Raw genomic sequence first — 19886 nt, 5'->3', positions numbered from 1 at the left:
CTGTTTTGCGAGGTTTAATTCGCAAGTCGCGAGTGCATGGGAAAACCGTGCCAAAACCGATACACAGACAGATTTTTTCTACACCCACGCTACAGCCATCTACCCTGTGGCAATGGTCTTTTCGGGGGGATTGGATATGTACCAGCTCTACGGGCACAGAAACTCAGGCGCAGCCGCCATCGAAGCGGCGCTGGAGCTGTGCCAGATCGCTTACCGCTTCATTGATATCGAAGCCAGCACCGAAGCCGCCGAGGCGTTGGCCCAGCTCAATCCACTCAAGCAGATACCGACCTTGCAACTGCCCGATGGCAGCGCCATCACCGAGAGCGCGGCAATCCTGATTCATCTGGGCCTGACGTTTCCCAAGTCCGGCCTGCTGCCAGCCAAAGCGGAGGATCGCGATCAAGCGATTCGCGGTCTGGTCTACATCGTCAGCAACTGTTATGCGGCGATCGGCGTCATCGATTACCCGGAGCGCTGGCTGCTGATGCCCGACGAAGCCTCGCGGCAGAATCTGATTGCCGGTGCGCGTGAGCGATTGCACTGGAGCTGGGAGGTGTTTGCCGACCAGTTTTCTGCCGAGTTGTATCTGGATGACGAAACACCCGGGGCGCTGGATGTACTGGCGGCGGTGGTGACGCGCTGGGCGGGCAGCCGTGAGCATTTGCGTCAGGCGCGGCCGGGGTTTTATGCGTGGTTGCAGCGGATCGACCGGCACCCGGTGCTGGCGCCGGTGTTTGCCCGGCATTGGCCGTCCTGACCGACGATGATCGTTCCCACGCTCCGCGTGGTAATGCAGCCCGGGACGCTCCGCGTCCCAAAGCGTGACGCAGAGCGTCACAAGAGGCATTCCCACGCAGAGCGTGGGAACGATCTCGGTAAAGGAGAGTTATTCCCCGCGAATGTACTGCTCCAGCTGTTTGATCAGCTCCGCCTGTTCGGCAATCGCTTCCTTGACCAGGTCACCGATCGACAGCAAACCGATCAACTTGCCGTTCTCCACCACTGGCAAGTGGCGCAGGCGCTTGTCCGACATGATGCCCAGGCAGGTGTCGACGGTTTGATGGGTGTCAACGGTGATCACGTTCGCCACCATGATGTCGCGCACCGGCGTGCCGACCGATGAGCGGCCGTGCAGCACCAGTTTGCGCGCGTAATCGCGTTCACTGATGATGCCGACCACTTGCTCGTCTTCGACCACCAGCAAGGCGCCGACGTTTTTCTCGGCCATCTTCATCAGCGCTTCGAGCACCATGTGATCAGGTTTGATCTGGTGCACTTCCTGATTTTTCTGATCTTTGAGCTTGAGCAGTTGGGCGACGGTCTTCATGGCGGGTACTCAGGTGTTGTCGTTGTTCTCCAAGCATCGTAGACGCAAGCGCGCAGGGCAAGGTGGCAAAGCGGCAGATAACACGCAAAAAACGTCATTTGCCGGGTTTTTCCGTGGATGGTGGCTATTTATCGCCAGAGTCATCCCAGGCAATGCCGCGTAGAATGCCCCTCTGTTTCAATTCCTGAGGTTGCAGTGGTGGATTTACCGCAGGGCTTCGTCCTGACCCGGCATTGGCGCGATACACCGGCCGGCACCGAAGTCGAGTTCTGGCTGGCGACCGACGCCGGGCCGCGCCGTGTGCGCTTGCCGCATCAGCCGTCGGTGGCGTTTATTCCCGCCGAGCAGCGCGAAGCGGCGGAACGTCTGCTGCACGACGAAAAGAATGTCGAACTGCGCCCCCTGGCCCTGCAGGATTTCGAGCATCGCCCGGTGCTTGGCTTGTATTGCCAGCAACACGGCCAGTTGATGCGCCTGGAAACCGCGCTCAACCGTAACGGGGTCGACGTCTTCGAAGCCGACGTGCGCCCGCCGGAACGCTACCTGATGGAGCGGTTTATCACCGCGCCGGTGCGGTTCAGCGGCACGCCCGATGCCGACGGCGTATTGCTCAACGCCCAGCTCAAACCTGACCCCGATTACCGGCCGAAGCTGCGCCTGGTCTCGCTCGACATCGAAACCACCGAAACCGGCGAGTTGTATTCGATTGCCCTGGAAGGTTGCGGCGAACGTCAGGTGTACATGCTCGGTGCGCCGAACGGCGATGACAGCATTGTCGATTTCGACCTCGAATACTGCGACTCGCGCACGATCATTCTGAAGAAACTCAACGACTGGTTCGCCCGGCACGATCCCGACGCGATCATCGGCTGGAACGTCGTGCAGTTCGATTTGCGCATCCTCCACGAACATGCACGGCGCCTCGGCGTGCCGCTGAAGATCGGCCGGGGCGGCGAAGAGATGCAATGGCGCGAGCACGGCAGCCGCAATCACTACTTCGCCTCAGCGGCGGGGCGACTGATCATCGACGGTATCGAGTCCTTGCGTTCGGCGACCTGGAGTTTCCCCTCGTTCAGTCTGGAAAACGTCGCGCAGACGTTGCTCGGCGAAGGCAAATCCATCGACAACCCGTACCAGCGCATGGACGAAATCAACCGTATGTTCGCCGAGGACAAACCGGCGCTGGCCAAGTACAACCTCAAGGACTGTGAACTGGTCACACGGATCTTCGCCAAGACTGAGTTGCTGACCTTCCTGCTCGAGCGCGCCAGTGTCACCGGATTGCCGGCGGATAGAAGCGGCGGCTCGGTGGCCGCGTTCACGCATCTGTATATGCCGCTGATGCACCGACAGGGTTTTGTCGCGCCGAACCTCGGCACCAATCCGCCGCAGGCCAGCCCCGGCGGGTTTGTCATGGACTCGCAACCGGGCCTGTATGAGTCGGTGCTGGTGCTCGATTACAAGAGCCTGTATCCGTCGATCATTCGCACCTTTCTGATCGACCCGGTCGGCCTGATCGAAGGCTTGCAACACCCGGATGACGCCGATTCCGTACCGGGTTTCCGTGGCGCAAGGTTCTCGCGTACTCGTCATTGTTTGCCGTCGATCGTCTCGCGGGTGGCCGAAGGTCGCGAGACCGCCAAACGTGAGCACAACGCGCCGCTGTCGCAGGCACTCAAAATCATCATGAACGCCTTCTACGGCGTACTCGGTTCCAGCGGTTGCCGCTTCTTCGATACGCGGCTGGCGTCATCGATCACCCTGCGCGGTCACGAAATCATGCTGCGCACGCGCAAGTTGATCGAAGAGCAGGGCCACGCGGTGATCTACGGCGACACCGACTCGACCTTCGTCTGGCTGCGTCGTCCGCACGGGCAGGAAGAAGCGGCGAGCATCGGTCATGCGCTGGTCAAGCACGTCAACGATTGGTGGCGCGCGCATGTGCGTGATGAATATGGGTTGGATAGCGCGCTCGAACTGCAATTCGAAATTCACTACAAACGCTTCCTGATGCCGACCATTCGCGGCGCGGAGGAGGGCAGCAAGAAGCGCTACGCCGGTCTGGTTACCCGCGCCGACGGCAGCGATGAAATGGTCTACAAAGGCCTGGAAACCGTGCGCACCGATTGGTCGCTGCTGGCCCGGCAATTTCAGCAGGAGCTTTACGAACGGATTTTCCAGCGCAAGCCTTATCAGGATTACGTGCGCGACTACGTGCGCAAAACCCTTGCCGGTGAATTCGACGATCGCCTGGTCTATCGCAAGCGCCTGCGCCGCACCCTCGACGACTACGAGCGCAATGTCCCGCCGCATGTGCGCGCGGCGCGGCTGGCCGACGATTACAACGCGCAACACGGGCGACCACGGCAGTACCAGAACGGTGGCTGGATCAGCTACGTCATCACCCTGGCAGGTCCCGAGCCGCTGGAAGTGCGCCGCGCCGCCATCGATTACGACCACTACGTCACTCGGCAACTGCAACCGGTGGCGGATGCGATCCTGCCGTTTGTCGACGACGATTTCTCAACCCTGATCGGGGGGCAACTGGGCCTGTTTTGAGTCGAGCAGTTGCAGCGTCCATTCATCGAGAATGCCGTGGAAGTAGCGTTCCAGCGCTTGCGAGAACACGCTGTCCTCGGCAGTGAACTGATTAAACAGCGTCATCGAGGAATGAAATTTCAAGTCATCGGGATGACCGAAAATCTCCGCGATCGAGCGCTGTTGCACCTTCAGCACTAACTGCGTGCAAGTACGCAGGCGTGCGCCGAGCAGTTCGTGAGCCAGATAAGCCCGGGCTTCCTCGGCCGAACCGATGGCGTAGCGCCGGGACATTTCACTGCCGCCCAGGCCCGCGAATTGCGGAAAGACAAACCACATCCAGTGGCTGCGTTTGCGGCCCTCATCGAGTTCGCGTTGCACGCGCTCGAACACCGTGTCCTGGGCCTGGACAAAACGTTGCAGGTTGAACGGGTCGTACTGATCAGTGCTTCTCATCGCGAAGCCCTCGCCAGCCGCTGGCTCAGACCATGGCCAGCCGCTGCTTGCGTTGTGGCGCTTGAAACGCTTGGTCCAGCGCCGCCAGATCCCCGGCCTCCAGTTGCAGTTGCGCGGCTTGTGCATTGAGTTGCACGTGTTCCGGCCGTACAGCCTTGGGAATCGCAATCACCCCATCCTGACGCAGAATCCACGCCAGCGAAACCTGTGCAGGGGTTACGCCGTGACGAGCGGCAATTTCATTCAGCACCGGCTCGGCGAGCATGGCACCGCCCTGGCCGATCGGGCAGTAAGCCATCAGCGGCATGCGCTGGTGTTGGCACCACGGCAGCAGATCGAATTCGATGCCGCGCTCTTCGAGGTTGTAAAGCACCTGATTGGTCGCGCAGACCGAACTGGAGAGTTCTTCGAGATCGTCGACATCGAAATTCGACACGCCCCAACGGCCGATCTTGCCGTCCTCGCGCAGACGTTCGAAGGCCTCGACGGTTTCTTCCAGCGGATACTGGCCGCGCCAATGCAGCAGATAGAGGTCGATGTAGTCGGTGTCGAGCCGCCGCAGACTGCGCTCGCATGCCTGCGGGATGCCTTTGCGGCTGGCGTTGTGCGGGTAGACCTTGCTCACCAGAAACACCTGATCGCGCAGGCCGGCAATGGCTTCGCCAACGACGGATTCGGCGCCGCCCTCGGCGTACATTTCCGCCGTGTCGATCAGGCTCATGCCCAGCTCGATCCCCGTGCGCAGCGCCGCTACTTCACGCTTGTGCGCCGAGCGGTCTTCACCCATGCGCCAGGTGCCTTGGCCAATGATCGGAACCTGGACGCCGGCCAGTTCGAGGGTACGCATGCAAACCTCCTTGCTGAATGTGTCGATACCTTTTAGTGGGCAGCAGGATAGCTCAGGGGTTCCTTCATCTACTCGTACAGGTGCGCAAGAAGTTGCGCAGTGCTTTGCCTGTTTTCACTAGGGTAGGCCTCTGCAGGCCGCGTAGCTCGTGGCCTGCAGCCAAGTGCGCAACTTCTTGCACACCACTGCGCAAGAAGTTGCGCACTTTCCCTTGTTTTTCATTGGCTTAGCGACAGGAAAGAACGAGCTGATGCGCTCAAGGCCTTGATCTGTATGGGTTGCACAAAAGCTGGCATGAACTTTGATGGCGCATAGCCATCCTTTCAGGCAATGGTGCCTGAGAGGTATGTCTTTCAAGCAAGGAGAGCATCCCATGGCTACACCAGCGTACATGTCGGTTACCGGCGAAAAACAAGGCCTGATCACTGCAGGCGCTTTCACCGCTGACTCCGTAGGCAACACCTACCAGGAAGGCCACGAAGACCAGGTTATGGTTCAGGCTTTCAGCCACGACGTGATCATCCCGCGTGACCCACAATCCGGTCAGCCAACCGGTCAGCGCGTTCACAAGCCAGTTGTGATCACCAAGGTCTACGACAAGGCTTCGCCTCTGCTGCAAGCCGCTCTGACCTCCGGCGAGCGCATGAGCGAAATCGTTATCCAGTGGTTCCGTACTTCTGCTCAAGGCACCCAAGAGCACTACTACACCACCAAACTGGAAGACGCGATCATCGTCGCCATCAACAACAAAATGCACAACTGCCAGGATCCAGGCAACTCGCACTTCACCCACCTGGAAGAAGTGCAGTTCACCTACCGTAAAATCACCTGGACCCACGAAGTCTCCGGTACTTCGGGTTCCGATGACTGGCGCGCTCCAGTCGTTTAATCGCGGCTGACAGTTGTACCGCCCCGGCCGGCATCGCTGGTCGGGGCGCACTCACTTTTAAAGAATTTTTGCCAATAGCCCCTTGAGGGGCTGTTGCGCGTCGCAGCACTGCGCGAGGAACAAGGGATGTTCTCACCGGCCAACCAGCCTCATTTCAACCTGACCGTCGATGGCGTCGACAGCGATTTCCAGGTGCTGTCGTTTACCGGTCGTGAGGCACTCAACACGCCATTCGAATTCGAGCTGGAACTGGTCAGCGAAAAGGCCTCGATCAACCTCGAAAGCGTGCTGCACAAACTGGCGTTTCTTCAGCTCTCGCCAACCGGTACGGGCATCCACGGGCTGGTCTACAGCATCGCTCAGGGCGAGGCGGGCAAACGCCTGACCCGCTACAAGATTTCCCTGCGCCCACAACTGGCGTACCTAGCGCACCGGGTCAACCAACGCATCTTCCAGCAGATGACCGTGCAGCAGATCATCAGCCAGGTCCTGGAAGAACACGGCATCCTCGCCAGCGATTACCACTTCCAGCTCAGCGCGATTTATCCCGAGCGCATTTACTGCGTGCAGTACGACGAGTCGGACCTGGATTTCATCCAACGCTTGTGTGAAGAAGAGGGCATTCACTACCACTTTCAGCACACGTCCAGCGGCCACAAGCTGACCTTCGGTGATGACCAGACGGTGTTCCCGAAACTCGCGCCAGTGGCCTATCAGCAGGACTCCGGACTGGTCGCCGACAAACCGGTGGTCAAGCGCTTCGGCCTGCGTCTGGCCACCCGCACCAGCCGCACCACGCGCCGCGATTACGACTTCGTCAAACCGAAGATCGAGCTGGAAAGCGACGCCAAAAGCAGCGCCCAGCCGGACCTCGAAGACTACGATTACCCGGGCCGTTTCGTCGATCGCGAGCGTGGCAAGCATCTGGCCAATCGCGCACTGGAACGTCATCGCAGCGACTATCGTCTGGCCGAGGGCAACAGCGATCAGCCGATTCTGGTCAGCGGGCATTTCCTCGCCCTGACCGACCACGCCAACCCGACGTGGAACGACCTCTGGCTGCTCACCGAAATCTTCCACGAAGGCAAGCAGCCGCAGGTGCTGGAAGAGTCGGTGACCAGCGACACCACCGACCTCAAGGACGATTTCCACCAGGGCTACCGCAACCGCTTCAGCGCGATTCCGTGGGACGTGCCGTATCGTCCGCCGCTCGATCACCCGAAACCGAAAGTCCTCGGCACGCAAAGCGCGGTGGTCTGCGGCCCCGAGGGCGAAGAAATTTACTGCGACCAGTACGGCCGGGTGAAGGTGCAGTTCTTCTGGGACCGCGAAGGCAAACACGACGACATGACCAGTTGCTGGATGCGCGTCGCGTCGAGTTGGGCGGCGGAAACCTTCGGTTCGATCAACATTCCACGGGTCGGCATGGAGGTGTTGATCACCTTCCTCGAAGGCGATCCCGATCAGCCGCTGATCACCGGTTGCCTGTACCACGGCGCGAATCTGCCGCCGTACAAGCTGCCGGATTTCAAGACCCTGGCCACGGTCAAGAGCAAGGAATACAAAGGCAGCCGTGCCAACGAACTGCGCATCGACGACACCACCAGCGAGATCAGCATCGCGCTGCGCAGTGATCACGGTGCGAGTGCGATCAACCTCGGTTACCTGACCCATCCGCGCCCGAGCGGTGGTCAGCCGCGCGGTGAAGGTTTTGAGTTGAGAACCGACCGCCACGGTGCGGTGCGTGCGGCCGCCGGTCTGTTGATCACCACCGAGCCGCGTCCGAACGAATCCAAGCACCACAAAGATCTGCCGGAAACCGCCGAGCGCTTGGCCACCGCCAGCGATCAGCAAGACGGTTTTGCGGTGCAAGCCAAAGAGTTGCAAGCCCAGGAGGCGGGCGACCAGGACGACGTGGCCAAGGCGCTGCACGCCCAGCATCAAGGCGTGCTCGGCAGCGGTCCAGCGAACCTCACCGCCAACGAATTCCCCGAGTTCACCGAGCCGCATCTGGTCCTCGCCAGTCCCGCCGGCATCGCCCTGACCACACCGCGCTCCAGCCACATCGCCACCGGCGAACACCTGGCGCTGAGCAGCACCGGCCACACCAGCCTGTCGATCGGCAAACGCCTGCTGGCCAGCGCAAGTCGCGGCATGCGCCTGTTCGTGCAGAGCATGGGCTGGCGCTTGGTCGCGGCCTCCGGCGACATCGACGTGCGTGCCCTGAAGGACAGCATCAACCTGCTGGCCAAACTCAACATCACCGCCAACGCCGACCGCATCACCATTACCGCGAAAACCGAACTGGTGATCCAGGGCGGCGGCAGCGCCACCACCTACAACGCCGGCGGCATCACCCACGCCACCAGCGGCCCGTACACCGCGCACGCGGCGAACTTCGCCTACACCGGGGCGAAAAGTCTCGCCGGGGTATTCCCGGAACCGCCGAAACCGGGCAAGGGCAATCTGGAGTTGTTCAACCAGTACGCCGGGCGTCAAGGCATCAAGGAAGGCGATTACGAAGTCATCGATGCCCTGGGCAAAAGCATCAAAGGCAAGCTCGACGGCAAGGGCTTCGCCAGTGTCGCCGGTGCCGCACCGGGGCCTGCGCGCGTGCTGTTCGGCAAGGATCCGGCGGATACCTGGAGCGACGGCAGCTACATCGGCAAACCGGAGTGGCCGTTGAATCCGCCGGGGGCCGAAGACGTGCCGAGTCAGGTGCAGGCGATGGTCGCGCAGGTCTTGCCGAGCAAGAGTTGGGACATGTTGGAGAAGGGCAAGGACATGGCGCAAACAGGGATGAGCGCAATGCAGACCGCGCAAGGTGCGATGCAAACGGCGCAGCAGGTGAAAGGTGTGGTGCAGGGCGGGGTGGCCGGGTTGCCGAAGCTGGCGAGTGCGGCGTTGCCGAGTGCGTCGAGCATCCTCGGCGCCGCGAGCAAGGGCGGACAGCTACCGACGCTTCCCGCGCCAACGCTTCCAAAACCTTCCTTGAAAACCCCGGGCCTGTTGGCGGGTGAGATGCTGTCATGACTACTGAAGTAGCTGCTGTAAAACGTGAACCTCAGGTTGCCATCGTTCCACTCAATGCCATCGACATTCAGGACGTCGCCAGCAGTGCGGCAACCTTTGATGCCTGGCTGCAATCGGCCACTGACGGCGTGGTCACGCTTGATCGAATCAAGAACTACGCCGGCTTCCTGCCGGTGGTGGGCAACATCATGGCGCTGGTCGATGCGCTGGGTGACATCGTCACCCTGTCGAACGCCAAGCAACGCGACTTGCTCGCTTGGGCCAGCCTGGGTATCAACCTGATTGGCGTATTGCCTTTGCCGCCGTCGATGGCCGCTGCGCGCATGACCCTGCGGCCGACGCTGTTTCTGGTACGTCAGGAGATGAGGGCCAGCGGCAAGTTGTTGCTCAGCACTTCCGTGATCGAGGTGCTGGTCGGTCACCTGAACGCCTCGATTATCGGCACCCTCGATGATTTTGTTGAGCAAGCCAAAGGCAAGTTACCGGGCATTTTGGCGGACGCTGGCAAGCTCGGCGAAGAAATCATTGATCAGATTGCAATAGGCATCGAAGCGGTGGCGTTCGGTAATCTGGATGCCAAAGGTGATCTGAATGCAGCCAGCGCCCAGGCGAGCGCCGCAGCCGATCAATTCAAGAATGATCCGCTGGCGTCATTCAGCAATGTTTTTGGGGCTGCCAACAGCGCCCTGAAGTCGGCAGGCAAAGGCCTGGCCAACAGCGTGGCGCAAAACCTTGTCCCCGATGACTTCAAAAAAACCGTTTCTGACGAAACCAAAAAACTGCGCGCGATGGGCCCGGAGCTGCGCACGCAGTTGAGCAAACTCGACGATGAGTCGGTGCAGAACTCGATCGGCTGGTTGCTGCTGATCCTCTCCAGTGCCGTCACCTTGTGGCGCAAGCGCAATGCCCATGGGCAGAACGCCGCGGTCCACCCGGACAAGACCGGTCAGGCGAAGCGTACGGCATCAGAGGGTCAGTTGGCCTCTAACGGCCAACAGGCTCCGGCGAAAGGCGCGCCCAATCCGGAGAAAGGTCCCTGTAAATGCGCCACGCCATACAGCATCAATTTCGCCATAGGCTCTGAAAGCCTCAGCCATACCGATTTAAGCCTGCCCGGCCCCTTCCCGGTCGAATGGACGCGCACCTACAACTCACGCCTCGACGCTTACGATCAGAGCGACCTCGGCGCTCGCTGGATCAGCGAATTCACCACACGCTTTGACTGCGTGGACGATGGCCTGACGTTCTACGGCGCCGACGGCCGCGACCACAGCTATCCGTTGCCTAAAGTCGGCCTGTTCCACTACGACGCCATCGAAGACATCACCCTGGTCCGCAACAGCGAAGATCAGTTGTTGCTGTGCCGTGGTTTCGAGCGCAAGGAAACTTACGTCCGCCGTGGCCAGCGCTTTGTGCTGAGCAATATCTCTCTGCGCAACGGCGCCGGGATCATGCTGCATTACGAGCATCGACACGGCGAACACTCGGTGCTCTCCGACCTGATCACCTATCAGGAAAACGACTTCACCAAAGTCCATTTGCACCTCGGCACGATGATCGACGATCACGGGCGTTTTATCGGCCTCTGGCAGATCGTTGACGGCGAACCGCTGCGCCAGCTCTGCGCCTATCAGTACGACGCCTATGGCGACCTGATTCAGGCGCAGGACGAGAACGGCGCCGTCTGGTCGTATCAGTTCCAGCATCACCTGATCACCCGCTACACCGACCGCACCGGGCGCGGCATGAACCTGCAATGGGACGGTTCAAGCGCCAAGGCCAAAGCCGTGCGCGAATGGGCCGACGACGGCAGCTTCGACACGCGTCTGGATTGGGACGAAAACATCCGTCTGACCTACGTCACTGACGCGCTCGGCAACGAGACCTGGCACTACTACGACATCCTTGGCTACACCTACCGCATCCGTTACGCCGACGAGCGTTCGGAGTGGTTCTTCCGCGACGAGGCGAAGAACATCGTGCGCCGTGTGAATGCCGACGGCAGCACCGATCGCTACAGCTACGATGAACGCAGCAACCTGCTCGAACACATCCGCGCCGACCACACGGTAATGCATTACGCCTACGATGATCAGGATCTGCTGATCAAGATCAGCGATGCCGAGGGCGGTCAGTGGCAGCGCGCCTATGACGACCAAGGCAACCTGGTCGAAGCGCTGGATCCGCTGGGCAACAAAACCGAATACGCCTACAACAAATCCGGCCAGCCCACCGCGATCAAGGACGCCAACGGCAACGAAAAGACGTTGGACTACAACGACGCCGGGCAACTGGTCGAGTACGTCGATTGCTCGGGCAAAACCAGCGCCTGGGAGTACAACGAACTGGGGCAGATGATCTGCTTCACCGACGCCGCCGGCAACGCCACCGAATACGAATACAAGGCCGGCCAATTGGTGTTGATCAAGCACCCGGACAAGACCGAAGAGCGCTTTGAGCGCGATGCCGAAGGTCGGTTGTTGGCGCACGTTGATGGACTTGATCGTTGCACCACGTGGAGCTACAGCGCCGCCGGTTTGATCGCCGAACGCATCGACGCAGCCGAACAAACCCTGCGCTATCGCTGGGACCGTCTCGGACGGTTAACAGCCCTGGAAAACGAAAACGAACAACGCGCGCACTTCCACTACGACCCGGTCGGACGCCTGCTCGAAGAGCGCGGTTTCGATGGCCGCAGCACACGCTATCAGTACGACCCGCTCACCGGGCGCCTCGCCCAATCGATCAATGGCCAACGCGTCATCTCGTTGAGCTTCGACCCGATGGGCCGTTTGACCGAACGTCGCGCCACTCTGGGCGATCAGTCGCAAAGCGAAACCTTTGCCTACGATGGCAACGGCAATCTGGTGCTGGCCGACAACGCCGACAGCCGCCTGCAATGGTTCCACGACCCGGCCGGCAATCTGCTGCGCGAACACCAACATTACCTCGGTCTGGAAAAACCTACCGTCGCGATCTGGCAGCACGAGTACGACGTGCTCAACCAACGAGTCGCCAGCGTTCGCCCCGACGGCCACCGCGTCAGCTGGTTGACTTACGGCAGCGGCCACCTGCTCGGCCTGCGCCTCGATGAACACGAACTAATCGGCTACGAGCGTGACGACCTGCACCGCGAAGTCGCCCGCCATCAAGGCAACCACCTGCTGCAAACCCAAAGCTGGGACCCGGCCGGCCGTTTGCAAGAACAACTGCTGGGACGCAGCGACGACAAATCCACACTGCTTAAACGCGAATACAGCTACGACGCCGCCGGCCAACTGACCGACATCAACGACAGCCGTCGTGGCCCGCTCGCCTATCGTTACGATCCCGTCGGCCGACTGCTCAGCGCCACCACACGTCAAGGCGTGGAAACCTTCGCCTTCGACCCGGCCGGCAACCTGCTCGACGACAACGCGACAGAGATTCGCCGCCCGCTGGACCTGACCCCACCGCGCAGCAAACTCGTGGACAACCTGCTGCGTGAATACGCCGGCACCCACTACGACTACGACGAACGCGGCAACCAGATTCAGCGCTGGCACAACGGCCAACGCAGCGACCTGCGCTGGGACCTGTTTGATCGACTGGTGCATTTCGAAGACCCGCGCCTGAGCGTGGATTTTGCCTACGACGCGTTGGGACGCCGCCTGCACAAAAACTCCCGCGCGCACTACAAACAGCGTCCAGAAGCAGGCTCTCTCTGGAACAGAAACGAACACGCCCGCAAACAGCGCGAACTTGGCTGCGGCTTTACCTTGTATGGTTGGGATGGCGACAACCTCGCCTGGGAAAGCAGCCCAGCGCAAAGCGATGGCGAACCGGGTCGTACGGTGCACTACGTCTTTGAACCGGGGACTTTTGTCCCTGTTGCACAGGCTGTGCGACACGCGCCGATCGATCTGATGGGGCTGCCGGATTACAGCGGTGAATACAGCCTCGATGACGACCCGGTGTGGAATCACAAGGCAACGGCTTTACCGTTTGATGCGTTGGCCTGGTATCAGTGTGATCACCTCGGCACGCCGCAGGAATTGACGGACTCGCAAGGCAACATGGCTTGGACCGCGCAGTACAAGGCGTGGGGGCAGGTGACGGAGCAGCGTTCGGAGTGGGCGCGGCAACATGGCGTGATGAACCCGATACGGTTCCAGGGGCAGTATCACGATCATGAGACGGGGCTGCATTACAACCGGTATCGGTACTATGATCCGGGGGTTGGGCGGTTCATCAGTAAGGACCCAATAAGTTATGAGGGTGGCATAAATATTTATCAGTATGCCCCGAATCCTATGGGGTGGGTCGATCCTTTAGGATTGGCAGCCCACAGAGGACGTATTCAAGCTCAGGGTGCCAAGCTTGAAGAGTCTGTCGCATGGAACCAAGATACGCCTCTGACCGCTAGCGACGCTAAGAAAAAGCTTGAGGAGTTGAAAGGAAAGCTCAATAAAAAAGACCTCGCAGCCCGACAGGACGCATTCAAGAAGGCGGACAAATATATTGACAATGCGGCTAAGTGCGGCGGAGCGGATGCGCATATCAGTCAGACGTTCAAAGTAAAAGATACCAAAAGTGAGCGCGTTGATATCGAAGTGATTACTGGCAAAGCATTTGTGGAGTAGAGAAATGTTTGATGACTACCTGAGCAACAAAGACAGCTATTTTCAACTAGAGCAGGATTTTTATAAATTCTTTTATCTAGAGGTTCAGAAAAACGAAGTCACTAGTGAAATATTTAAAGCACCTTATTACAATACATTCTTTTCAAACGGCACGCCGTTCATGGACGGAAATCCAATTTTTTCTGTAAGAAATGAGGTGAGTGGTCAGATTCTTAGAATAGTATTAGACGAGGAGGTTGATGAGCTTTCCTCGTATCAAGACAAGGAGGCGGGATGTGAGCTTGTTATATTCGGAAATCTATCCTTGATGGATGAAATAAAGAAAATGATTTCCGCGTGGATCAAGGCGCAATAACTCTTCTGGACCCCTTCAGGGCACACCATTTTTGATGTTTACAAAACGTGAGTGTAGGGGGGCAAGTTATGAAAAGACTAAGAGGCTTCACCAATCATGGTACTGCAGTCGATTGTGATCAGAATATCAAGCTTGACGAACTGCTCTGGGACAGACCACGTTTCTGAAGATTTTTTAAGCGTGGTTTGCCTGATTCGAAAGCTTGAATTGTTCGTGGACAGACCGGGTTTTTTGAATCTTTGAGAGATATTACCAAAAGTTCAACGTCTAGCACGGTAATGAATGGCCACCCTGACTCGGTATCAATACGTCATAGCGACCGGGCGTCTATCGAAGACTTCGATCAGACTTGGAGTGGTTGAACTATCCCGGATGAGCAACCCTTAAATGATGCTGGCTGAAATTTATAGAAAAATTATAAGCCAAGAACCCTATAAAGATATGGGTGTATTCTTTGAGAGTTACGAGAGCTTCGAAGAGATACCGCTTGTGTCTAGATACAAGCGGTTGGATTTTCTAAAAAAAGAGATGAGCAACGATAAGGTTTCGGAAGTGCTGGCGGGGGTCGCTATCTTTCTGATGAATCTGATAAAGATAATGCGCGAAACGGACAAGTGTAGCTTCTATGCCATAACTTTTACGGATTTTTATGGAGTGGATGAGCGCGAGATTATTATCCCCAATATTTTTGTTTATCCCGGGGCGGCTTCAATTGGATTTATCGATAAGATAAAAGAAAAAAGCGCAAGAGGCGTGTCGAAAGAAATGAAAGAGGTAATAAATAAATTTCATAAAGTAGGTGGTGAAGCTATCTTCGATTTTTATGAAAGTAGATTTTATGACTCCGCATGTGATGAGGAAATTATTAGGGTCTTTGTCGTACCCAAAGAGGTAGATAATAGGGTTGGCAAGTCGAGCTTCCGAAGTCTTAGGCCTTAAAGCGCTATGGGTGAATAAAGCTGGGATGAATTCAATTGATTTTAAGAGATATAACGTTGGCTCGATTATTCGTCCAGCAGATAATTTCGACGCGCTTAAGCAGCAGATCGGATTTTTGGTAAAGGTTGTGGATGCATTGGATATCAAATTCTCTGATTGCGAGAATGATCCTTTGCGTCTTGCTAAGGACTATGTGGATGGCAGGATCCCCATTGAAACCTGTAAGGTTGAGGCTGCGTTTTGGTGGGCAAAACTCGATGAGAAAGGCGCAATACGAGACTTTCAAGACAGGGATGTATTACTGGCGCGGTTAGCTATCTGCCTGCTGTCAAATAATGAAGATGATGTTTCTGTAATGGGAGACAATCTTTCATGGTTTTTTGAGGTGCTGGGATTCTTGAAAGTAGATATGACGATGCCAATGAGAATGATGATTGAGTATTTTGAATTTAAATGAATTTAAAGATCACTAGGCAGGGAGCAGTGTAGTGGTGCTGTGAGGCGTAACTTGCCGGTTACGCTGGGACGGCGACAAACTCACCTTCGAACGCAGCCCGACGCAAAGCGATGGAGAACCAGGTCGCACCGTGCACTACGTCTGTGAACGTGCACTTTTGTCTGTACGGCATGCACCAATCATACAAAGATCCCTACAGCTCCAGCGGGCCGATAAATGAATTTTGATCATATTATTTTTATTGCGAGCACCGACTGCTTTTCAGCAATGCTCTTAGGGGAACGTTTTGCTGATAATCTTGATGGCATAAAGAATATCGCCAGAGTGGCGACTCTGGAGTTAATGAATGGAGATGCTGACTATTACTACGATGCAGATTTTAGAGAGGAAAGAATAAATAAGACAAAAAACGATTTTGTCCAAAAGCTCTCAGTGCTTAGCGATTCAATTTCTGGAAGATTTGCTGAGCTTGACTCAATTGCTAGCCAGCGAGCACTAAGCCAGAGCGCCAATTCGATTCAACTTATAAAGAGTGTGTCTGCCAGAACATATTGGTTGAATACCGATGACTTCCAGATTGAAATTTCTGACGAATTAATCGAGGCAGTCATTCAGGCTCAGCTTATGGAAGTGCCTTTAGACACAGAAACAGATCTTGCTTGGGAAGAAATTCATGAGCGATGGGAGTATTCATCATCCGAGTGGGACAAATACATAAAAAATATTATGAAAGACGTTCCTGACGCGATCTGTGCGATATTTAACGATCTTTACAACTCGCCGCTTTCTTTAAGCTACCTGAATGTCTGGAGTGAAAGATTGTCAAGAAAACACTTTATGAGCCTGATTAAGGCCATTGAAGATGAAGCTTTCTTGGAAATGGAAAAAATCGATAAGGGTTACGCAGAGCTGGTCAGGCCTACTATGAAACAGTTTTACGAATGAAGAATTTTTAACTGGCGGATTACTGATAAGTTTCGGCGAGTAAAGTTAGTGGCGGATTTCGAACAGGGCAGAGAGCTTGTCGAGAGAGAAAAGTTGCTGAAAACAAACCTACCGGCGTTTTCACATGCTGGCGCTGCCAACACACCACAACTAACCCAGACGATATGCACTTAGGACACAAGAATGTGCCCACCTCAAAAGGAGGAAACCTGGAAGACGTCAACGTGGATCTTGAGGGAGCATCGTGTAACCTTAGCGCAGGGAATAGTGGTTACGTCAAGGAAGGGATGTCGTGTGTTGAACGTGGAAGCTGTGGAGCCCCTTATGGAAGATAAGCAATCACCTGTGCTGATTCAGGTATATATGGCAGACGACGATGGCGCAGTCCGTGAGGAACTGCTCGCTCGTCAAATTGGTGAAGATACTTACGAGCTACTCTCATCGCCTGGGTTAGCGCAAAATCTGGCGAGAGGAGATATTGTTTCAATTAAGGATAAAAATGCACCTGCAGAGGTACTAAAGCGAGGTGGTAACTTCTGTATTCAAATCTATGCAGACTATATTTCCCCGGAGGATGTAACTGCGCTTGAGAATGATGTCATTCGAGAGTTAGATGGTACATTAGATGGTTTATGCGAGGGAGTGTTAGCATTAGCTATCCCTGCAAAGAATGGAATGGAGAAAATCAACGCTTTTTTTGATAAGTTTCGTGAAAAAGCCGGCGTCGAATATTATTATGCGAACGTCTATAAAAATCTTGACGATGACAGTGATGAGACGCTTTTGTACTGGTGGTTGGATAGCTGACGGCTGATTAGTGAATAGCTTACAGCCATCTGCTCGAGCTTGTTTTTAATTAATAAAGTTCTCGGAGATAGACTGCGTTTGAGAGTTAATTAAGCGTAGTCTGCCCGGTAAAAACGACACTCCAGGCTCGTAGCTACTTCGCCGGGATTAAAGCCAGCGTGGGTGCCAGTACCTCAACACCTTCCAAGAGATGGGTCGATAAATGAGTGCACCCATTAATCACCAAGCTTATGCCAAGACCAAATTGCTCGTAGAGGCCATCGATCGACGTGACTCGTCTACGCTTGAGCAAAATTTTGGAATATCCAGCTCGGTTGCTGATGAGATTTATGAGTGTATCGAAGATTATTTCGTTAAAGACACCAAGATATCCATTGCGCCTGAAGAAAAAGCTTTTGATTTAAGCATAAAAGGTCGACCTTACATTGATGTGTATGAAATTAATGAAAAAGCGATCGGGTCAGAATGTGTTCTTTTTGCTGATGGCGCACCCGGTGAAGCGATTCTTCACCTTGAGGTTTCCGAAGTTAATGGGATGCTAATGGTGTATTACAAGTACATTGGTTTCTGATGGCTCACGGAAAGTTCCCTAAGGGGGAGACTGTGTTTGAAAATAATAATGAAACGTAGCTTGTCCCGGTAAATGGTGTGAGCTAGTCAGGCATGAATCTCTGGTCCAGATGGGATGTGCGAATAAAAGGCGTCGTAATAAAGCGAATCCGTCAATTGCAGTTGACCCCACAAGACATGATGCGATTCACTCGAACGAAACCACTTTAGCGCGAACGCATCTAGGCCTGGGCGTTAATGAGTTTGATTTTGACCCTACAACGGGTAAACCGTTCTAAACGGCAAATGGACGTTTGGCAAGGAGCTATCCGTCAATCGGGAATATCAGCTTCGCAGGCTAGGCGTCTGCGCAAACGGTCTGGTCAATATGTAAACTCGCTTAACTGCTGCTGTGACTAATAAATAAGGGGAGATACGGATGTTTAATGAGTTGGTTTTTATACGAGAGTCACCTACGAAAGCTGATGCATATGTAGGCGGAGGAGCCTATCTGCCGCGTAATGTGGTTTGGCCTCGGTCTGCTGATGGACAGCCCCTTACACATTTGATCTCTTTTCCGGGCACATGGTTTTCAGATGCGCTAGTAGATGAGGATTTTTGGCTTTCAATATTTATTCCTTACCTACAGGGAGAGGTAGGACATTACAGAAAGCTAAGAGCTCTTAATGAAGTGTCCGAAGCAGTAGTTGTAGGGTATTCCCGGTCAAGCGAAGAGCGGAATGAAGCACCTAATAAAATAATCGATTGTAGAAGAGTTCAGCTTTCGTTGAATCCTGACTCTGATGATGATGAAAATTTGGCGTCTAAACTTGATGGTATAGATGCTTGGTTGCAGGCACCCATATCATCAAGTGTTGGGCGCAGGCGGGTGTCTATTTATGGCGGGGATTTAGATGCTTCTCTTCCCAACAACAAAGGCATACTGTCGGACGGTATGGGCTATCTTTTCCTAGATGATGATTTTTTAGCGAAAGAAGGAACCGGGTGCGGTAGCTTTTTTCTCCAATTAGGATAGTCGAACGGTTTTTAAGCAACCATGACGGGAAACCTTTGCTGTACCGCGAGTTACCAAGACTTGATGTTAGCAAACTGATGAAGATAGCAAGCGCGGCTGTAAAACTGCTCTGGGACAGACCACGTTTCTGAAGGTTTCTTAAGCGTGGTTTGCCTAATAAAGTCTAGTCGGCTTATCACCCTGAGCGTATAGAATGAAAGGTACCTTTCACAAGATTTTCTTTGAGTTGACGCCTGACGAGGATGATTATCCCCCGGTCGCCGCTGAAACTATTTGGGGCATCTATGCCGGTGATGGCACCTATACCTTAGACAATACTCCCTATTACGTTTATGGCGTTAGTAAGGGAGATTCCGTGCAGGTAAAGTCCAGTGGCGATGAGATGATAGCTGTGCGTGTCACAAAACAGGGTGGCCATTCGACTGTCAGAGTTTTTGCCAGTGATACTGAAGAGAAAAGTAAAGTAATCGCTCATCTTCATCAGTTGGGTGCCTCGTGCTCAGTTAGTCAGGAAATGTCGCTGTTTGCAGTGGATATCCCCTCGGATTGTGATTTTTTCGCGATCGACAGATATTTGTTTGATATTGCTGATGGGGAAAATATTGCATATGAGGATGCTTGTCTGCAGCACTCACATATTGAATCATCTCGTCTAGGGGAGTGCCTGTCACTGGCTTCTTTACCACTACTGGCTCATTGATTGAGTAACCCCTAAAGTGGGTCATGGAGACAGCTCGGGATAAAGAGCGTTTTCGGAGGTGGACTGCGTTTTTGTAATTAACTAAACGTAGTCTGTCCCAGTAAAAAAGTATTCCTCGCGCCGGTAGAACGTTGAACAGCGCCGGATTTTCGAAAACCCAAGACAATGGGGTTAACGAAACCTGGAAGCATGCAGACGGTTCAGAGGTCAGGGTTCACAAGTACGGAAACTTGAATACCTACCCTCACAAATCTGGCAACAATGCGCACATCCATAAACAGGATCCGTCCAATCATCAACTGGATGATGAGGGTAAAGTTTCCACCGATCCTAATAAAACTCACATTGGCATTCGTAATCCTGCCGATTTACCAATTGTCCGA

16 protein-coding genes are annotated in these 19886 nt (G+C 55.1%); 13 read left to right on the top strand and 3 right to left on the bottom strand.

Annotated features, from left to right (window positions below; translation table 11 throughout):
• Positions 1–136 precede the first annotated feature (136 nt).
• Positions 137–760: a glutathione S-transferase N-terminal domain-containing protein gene (locus tag ACZZ0G_RS01495; protein WP_110721334.1), complete on the top strand. Its 624-nt coding sequence runs from the start codon at positions 137–139 to the stop codon at positions 758–760.
• A gap of 129 nt (positions 761–889) precedes the next feature.
• Here the strand turns inward: ACZZ0G_RS01495 and ACZZ0G_RS01490 are convergent, their stop codons facing one another.
• The gene (locus ACZZ0G_RS01490; protein WP_435037390.1) at positions 890–1330 is read right to left on the bottom strand and encodes a CBS domain-containing protein; all 441 of its coding nucleotides are present in this window, start codon (positions 1328–1330) and stop codon (positions 890–892) included.
• Between the two features lie 198 nt (positions 1331–1528).
• On the opposite strand from ACZZ0G_RS01490, the gene ACZZ0G_RS01485 reads away from it, so the two are divergent.
• Positions 1529–3889, top strand: coding sequence for a DNA polymerase II (locus ACZZ0G_RS01485; RefSeq protein WP_463555047.1), 2361 nt, complete (start codon positions 1529–1531; stop codon positions 3887–3889).
• Here ACZZ0G_RS01485 and ACZZ0G_RS01480 read toward each other — a convergent pair.
• Positions 3854–4324, bottom strand: a complete 471-nt coding sequence (locus ACZZ0G_RS01480; protein ID WP_463555046.1) for a DUF1810 domain-containing protein — start codon at positions 4322–4324, stop codon at positions 3854–3856. The two genes, ACZZ0G_RS01485 and ACZZ0G_RS01480, sit on opposite strands and share 36 nt — an antisense overlap.
• Before the next feature lie 25 nt (positions 4325–4349).
• Positions 4350–5171: an aldo/keto reductase gene (locus ACZZ0G_RS01475; RefSeq protein ID WP_463395555.1), complete on the bottom strand. Its 822-nt coding sequence runs from the start codon at positions 5169–5171 to the stop codon at positions 4350–4352.
• Positions 5172–5544: 373 nt separating this feature from the next.
• Between ACZZ0G_RS01475 and ACZZ0G_RS01470 the strand changes: the two genes are divergently transcribed.
• The 11 genes from ACZZ0G_RS01470 (at position 5545) to ACZZ0G_RS01420 (ending at position 19503) form a co-directional block, all read left to right on the top strand.
• On the top strand, positions 5545–6060 hold the full coding sequence (locus ACZZ0G_RS01470) for an Hcp family type VI secretion system effector (protein WP_007919523.1): 516 nt from the start codon (positions 5545–5547) through the stop codon (positions 6058–6060).
• Between the two features lie 126 nt (positions 6061–6186).
• Positions 6187–9093, top strand: a complete 2907-nt coding sequence (locus tag ACZZ0G_RS01465; protein ID WP_463555045.1) for a type VI secretion system Vgr family protein — start codon at positions 6187–6189, stop codon at positions 9091–9093.
• On the top strand, positions 9090–13715 hold the full coding sequence (locus ACZZ0G_RS01460; RefSeq protein ID WP_463555044.1) for an RHS repeat-associated core domain-containing protein: 4626 nt from the start codon (positions 9090–9092) through the stop codon (positions 13713–13715). Before ACZZ0G_RS01465 ends, ACZZ0G_RS01460 begins: the two co-directional genes overlap by 4 nt.
• 4 nt (positions 13716–13719) lie before the next feature.
• Positions 13720–14070 (top strand): hypothetical protein, encoded by a 351-nt coding sequence (locus tag ACZZ0G_RS01455; protein ID WP_463395558.1) that lies wholly within the window; start codon positions 13720–13722, stop codon positions 14068–14070.
• A 387-nt stretch (positions 14071–14457) separates the two neighbouring features.
• On the top strand, positions 14458–15009 hold the full coding sequence (locus tag ACZZ0G_RS01450; RefSeq protein WP_463555043.1) for an Imm15 family immunity protein: 552 nt from the start codon (positions 14458–14460) through the stop codon (positions 15007–15009).
• Positions 15010–15034: 25 nt separating this feature from the next.
• Entirely contained in the window at positions 15035–15466 is a 432-nt protein-coding gene (locus ACZZ0G_RS01445) for a hypothetical protein (RefSeq protein WP_463555042.1), read from the top strand.
• Positions 15467–15682: 216 nt separating this feature from the next.
• On the top strand, positions 15683–16411 hold the full coding sequence (locus tag ACZZ0G_RS01440; protein WP_463395561.1) for a hypothetical protein: 729 nt from the start codon (positions 15683–15685) through the stop codon (positions 16409–16411).
• A gap of 324 nt (positions 16412–16735) precedes the next feature.
• Positions 16736–17218 (top strand): DUF4265 domain-containing protein, encoded by a 483-nt coding sequence (locus ACZZ0G_RS01435; RefSeq protein ID WP_463395562.1) that lies wholly within the window; start codon positions 16736–16738, stop codon positions 17216–17218.
• Between the two features lie 202 nt (positions 17219–17420).
• Complete coding sequence (locus ACZZ0G_RS01430; protein ID WP_463555041.1) at positions 17421–17789, top strand: hypothetical protein; 369 nt, start codon at positions 17421–17423, stop codon at positions 17787–17789.
• A gap of 417 nt (positions 17790–18206) precedes the next feature.
• Entirely contained in the window at positions 18207–18803 is a 597-nt protein-coding gene (locus tag ACZZ0G_RS01425) for a hypothetical protein (protein ID WP_463395564.1), read from the top strand.
• 193 nt (positions 18804–18996) lie between these two features.
• On the top strand, positions 18997–19503 hold the full coding sequence (locus tag ACZZ0G_RS01420) for a DUF4265 domain-containing protein (protein ID WP_463395565.1): 507 nt from the start codon (positions 18997–18999) through the stop codon (positions 19501–19503).
• Positions 19504–19886 lie beyond the last annotated feature (383 nt).

This window comes from Pseudomonas sp. AC169 (genome assembly GCF_979258515.1).
Note: the sequence above shows the minus strand (reverse complement) of the source record. Positions and strands in the feature narration are given on the sequence as shown.

What these genes read in the sequence shown, in the direction of transcription:
- ACZZ0G_RS01495 (WP_110721334.1), top strand. Translation starts at nt 137, where the DNA reads ATGTACCAGCTCTACGGGCACAGAAACTCAGGCGCAGCCGCCATCGAA.
- ACZZ0G_RS01490 (WP_435037390.1), bottom strand. Translation starts at nt 1,330, where the DNA reads ATGAAGACCGTCGCCCAACTGCTCAAGCTCAAAGATCAGAAAAATCAG.
- ACZZ0G_RS01465 (WP_463555045.1), top strand. Translation starts at nt 6,187, where the DNA reads ATGTTCTCACCGGCCAACCAGCCTCATTTCAACCTGACCGTCGATGGC.
- ACZZ0G_RS01480 (WP_463555046.1), bottom strand. Translation starts at nt 4,324, where the DNA reads ATGAGAAGCACTGATCAGTACGACCCGTTCAACCTGCAACGTTTTGTC.
- ACZZ0G_RS01440 (WP_463395561.1), top strand. Translation starts at nt 15,683, where the DNA reads ATGAATTTTGATCATATTATTTTTATTGCGAGCACCGACTGCTTTTCA.
- ACZZ0G_RS01445 (WP_463555042.1), top strand. Translation starts at nt 15,035, where the DNA reads ATGAATTCAATTGATTTTAAGAGATATAACGTTGGCTCGATTATTCGT.
- ACZZ0G_RS01455 (WP_463395558.1), top strand. Translation starts at nt 13,720, where the DNA reads ATGTTTGATGACTACCTGAGCAACAAAGACAGCTATTTTCAACTAGAG.
- ACZZ0G_RS01460 (WP_463555044.1), top strand. Translation starts at nt 9,090, where the DNA reads ATGACTACTGAAGTAGCTGCTGTAAAACGTGAACCTCAGGTTGCCATC.
- ACZZ0G_RS01420 (WP_463395565.1), top strand. Translation starts at nt 18,997, where the DNA reads ATGAAAGGTACCTTTCACAAGATTTTCTTTGAGTTGACGCCTGACGAG.
- ACZZ0G_RS01425 (WP_463395564.1), top strand. Translation starts at nt 18,207, where the DNA reads ATGTTTAATGAGTTGGTTTTTATACGAGAGTCACCTACGAAAGCTGAT.
- ACZZ0G_RS01430 (WP_463555041.1), top strand. Translation starts at nt 17,421, where the DNA reads ATGAGTGCACCCATTAATCACCAAGCTTATGCCAAGACCAAATTGCTC.
- ACZZ0G_RS01470 (WP_007919523.1), top strand. Translation starts at nt 5,545, where the DNA reads ATGGCTACACCAGCGTACATGTCGGTTACCGGCGAAAAACAAGGCCTG.
- ACZZ0G_RS01435 (WP_463395562.1), top strand. Translation starts at nt 16,736, where the DNA reads ATGGAAGATAAGCAATCACCTGTGCTGATTCAGGTATATATGGCAGAC.
- ACZZ0G_RS01475 (WP_463395555.1), bottom strand. Translation starts at nt 5,171, where the DNA reads ATGCGTACCCTCGAACTGGCCGGCGTCCAGGTTCCGATCATTGGCCAA.
- ACZZ0G_RS01450 (WP_463555043.1), top strand. Translation starts at nt 14,458, where the DNA reads ATGATGCTGGCTGAAATTTATAGAAAAATTATAAGCCAAGAACCCTAT.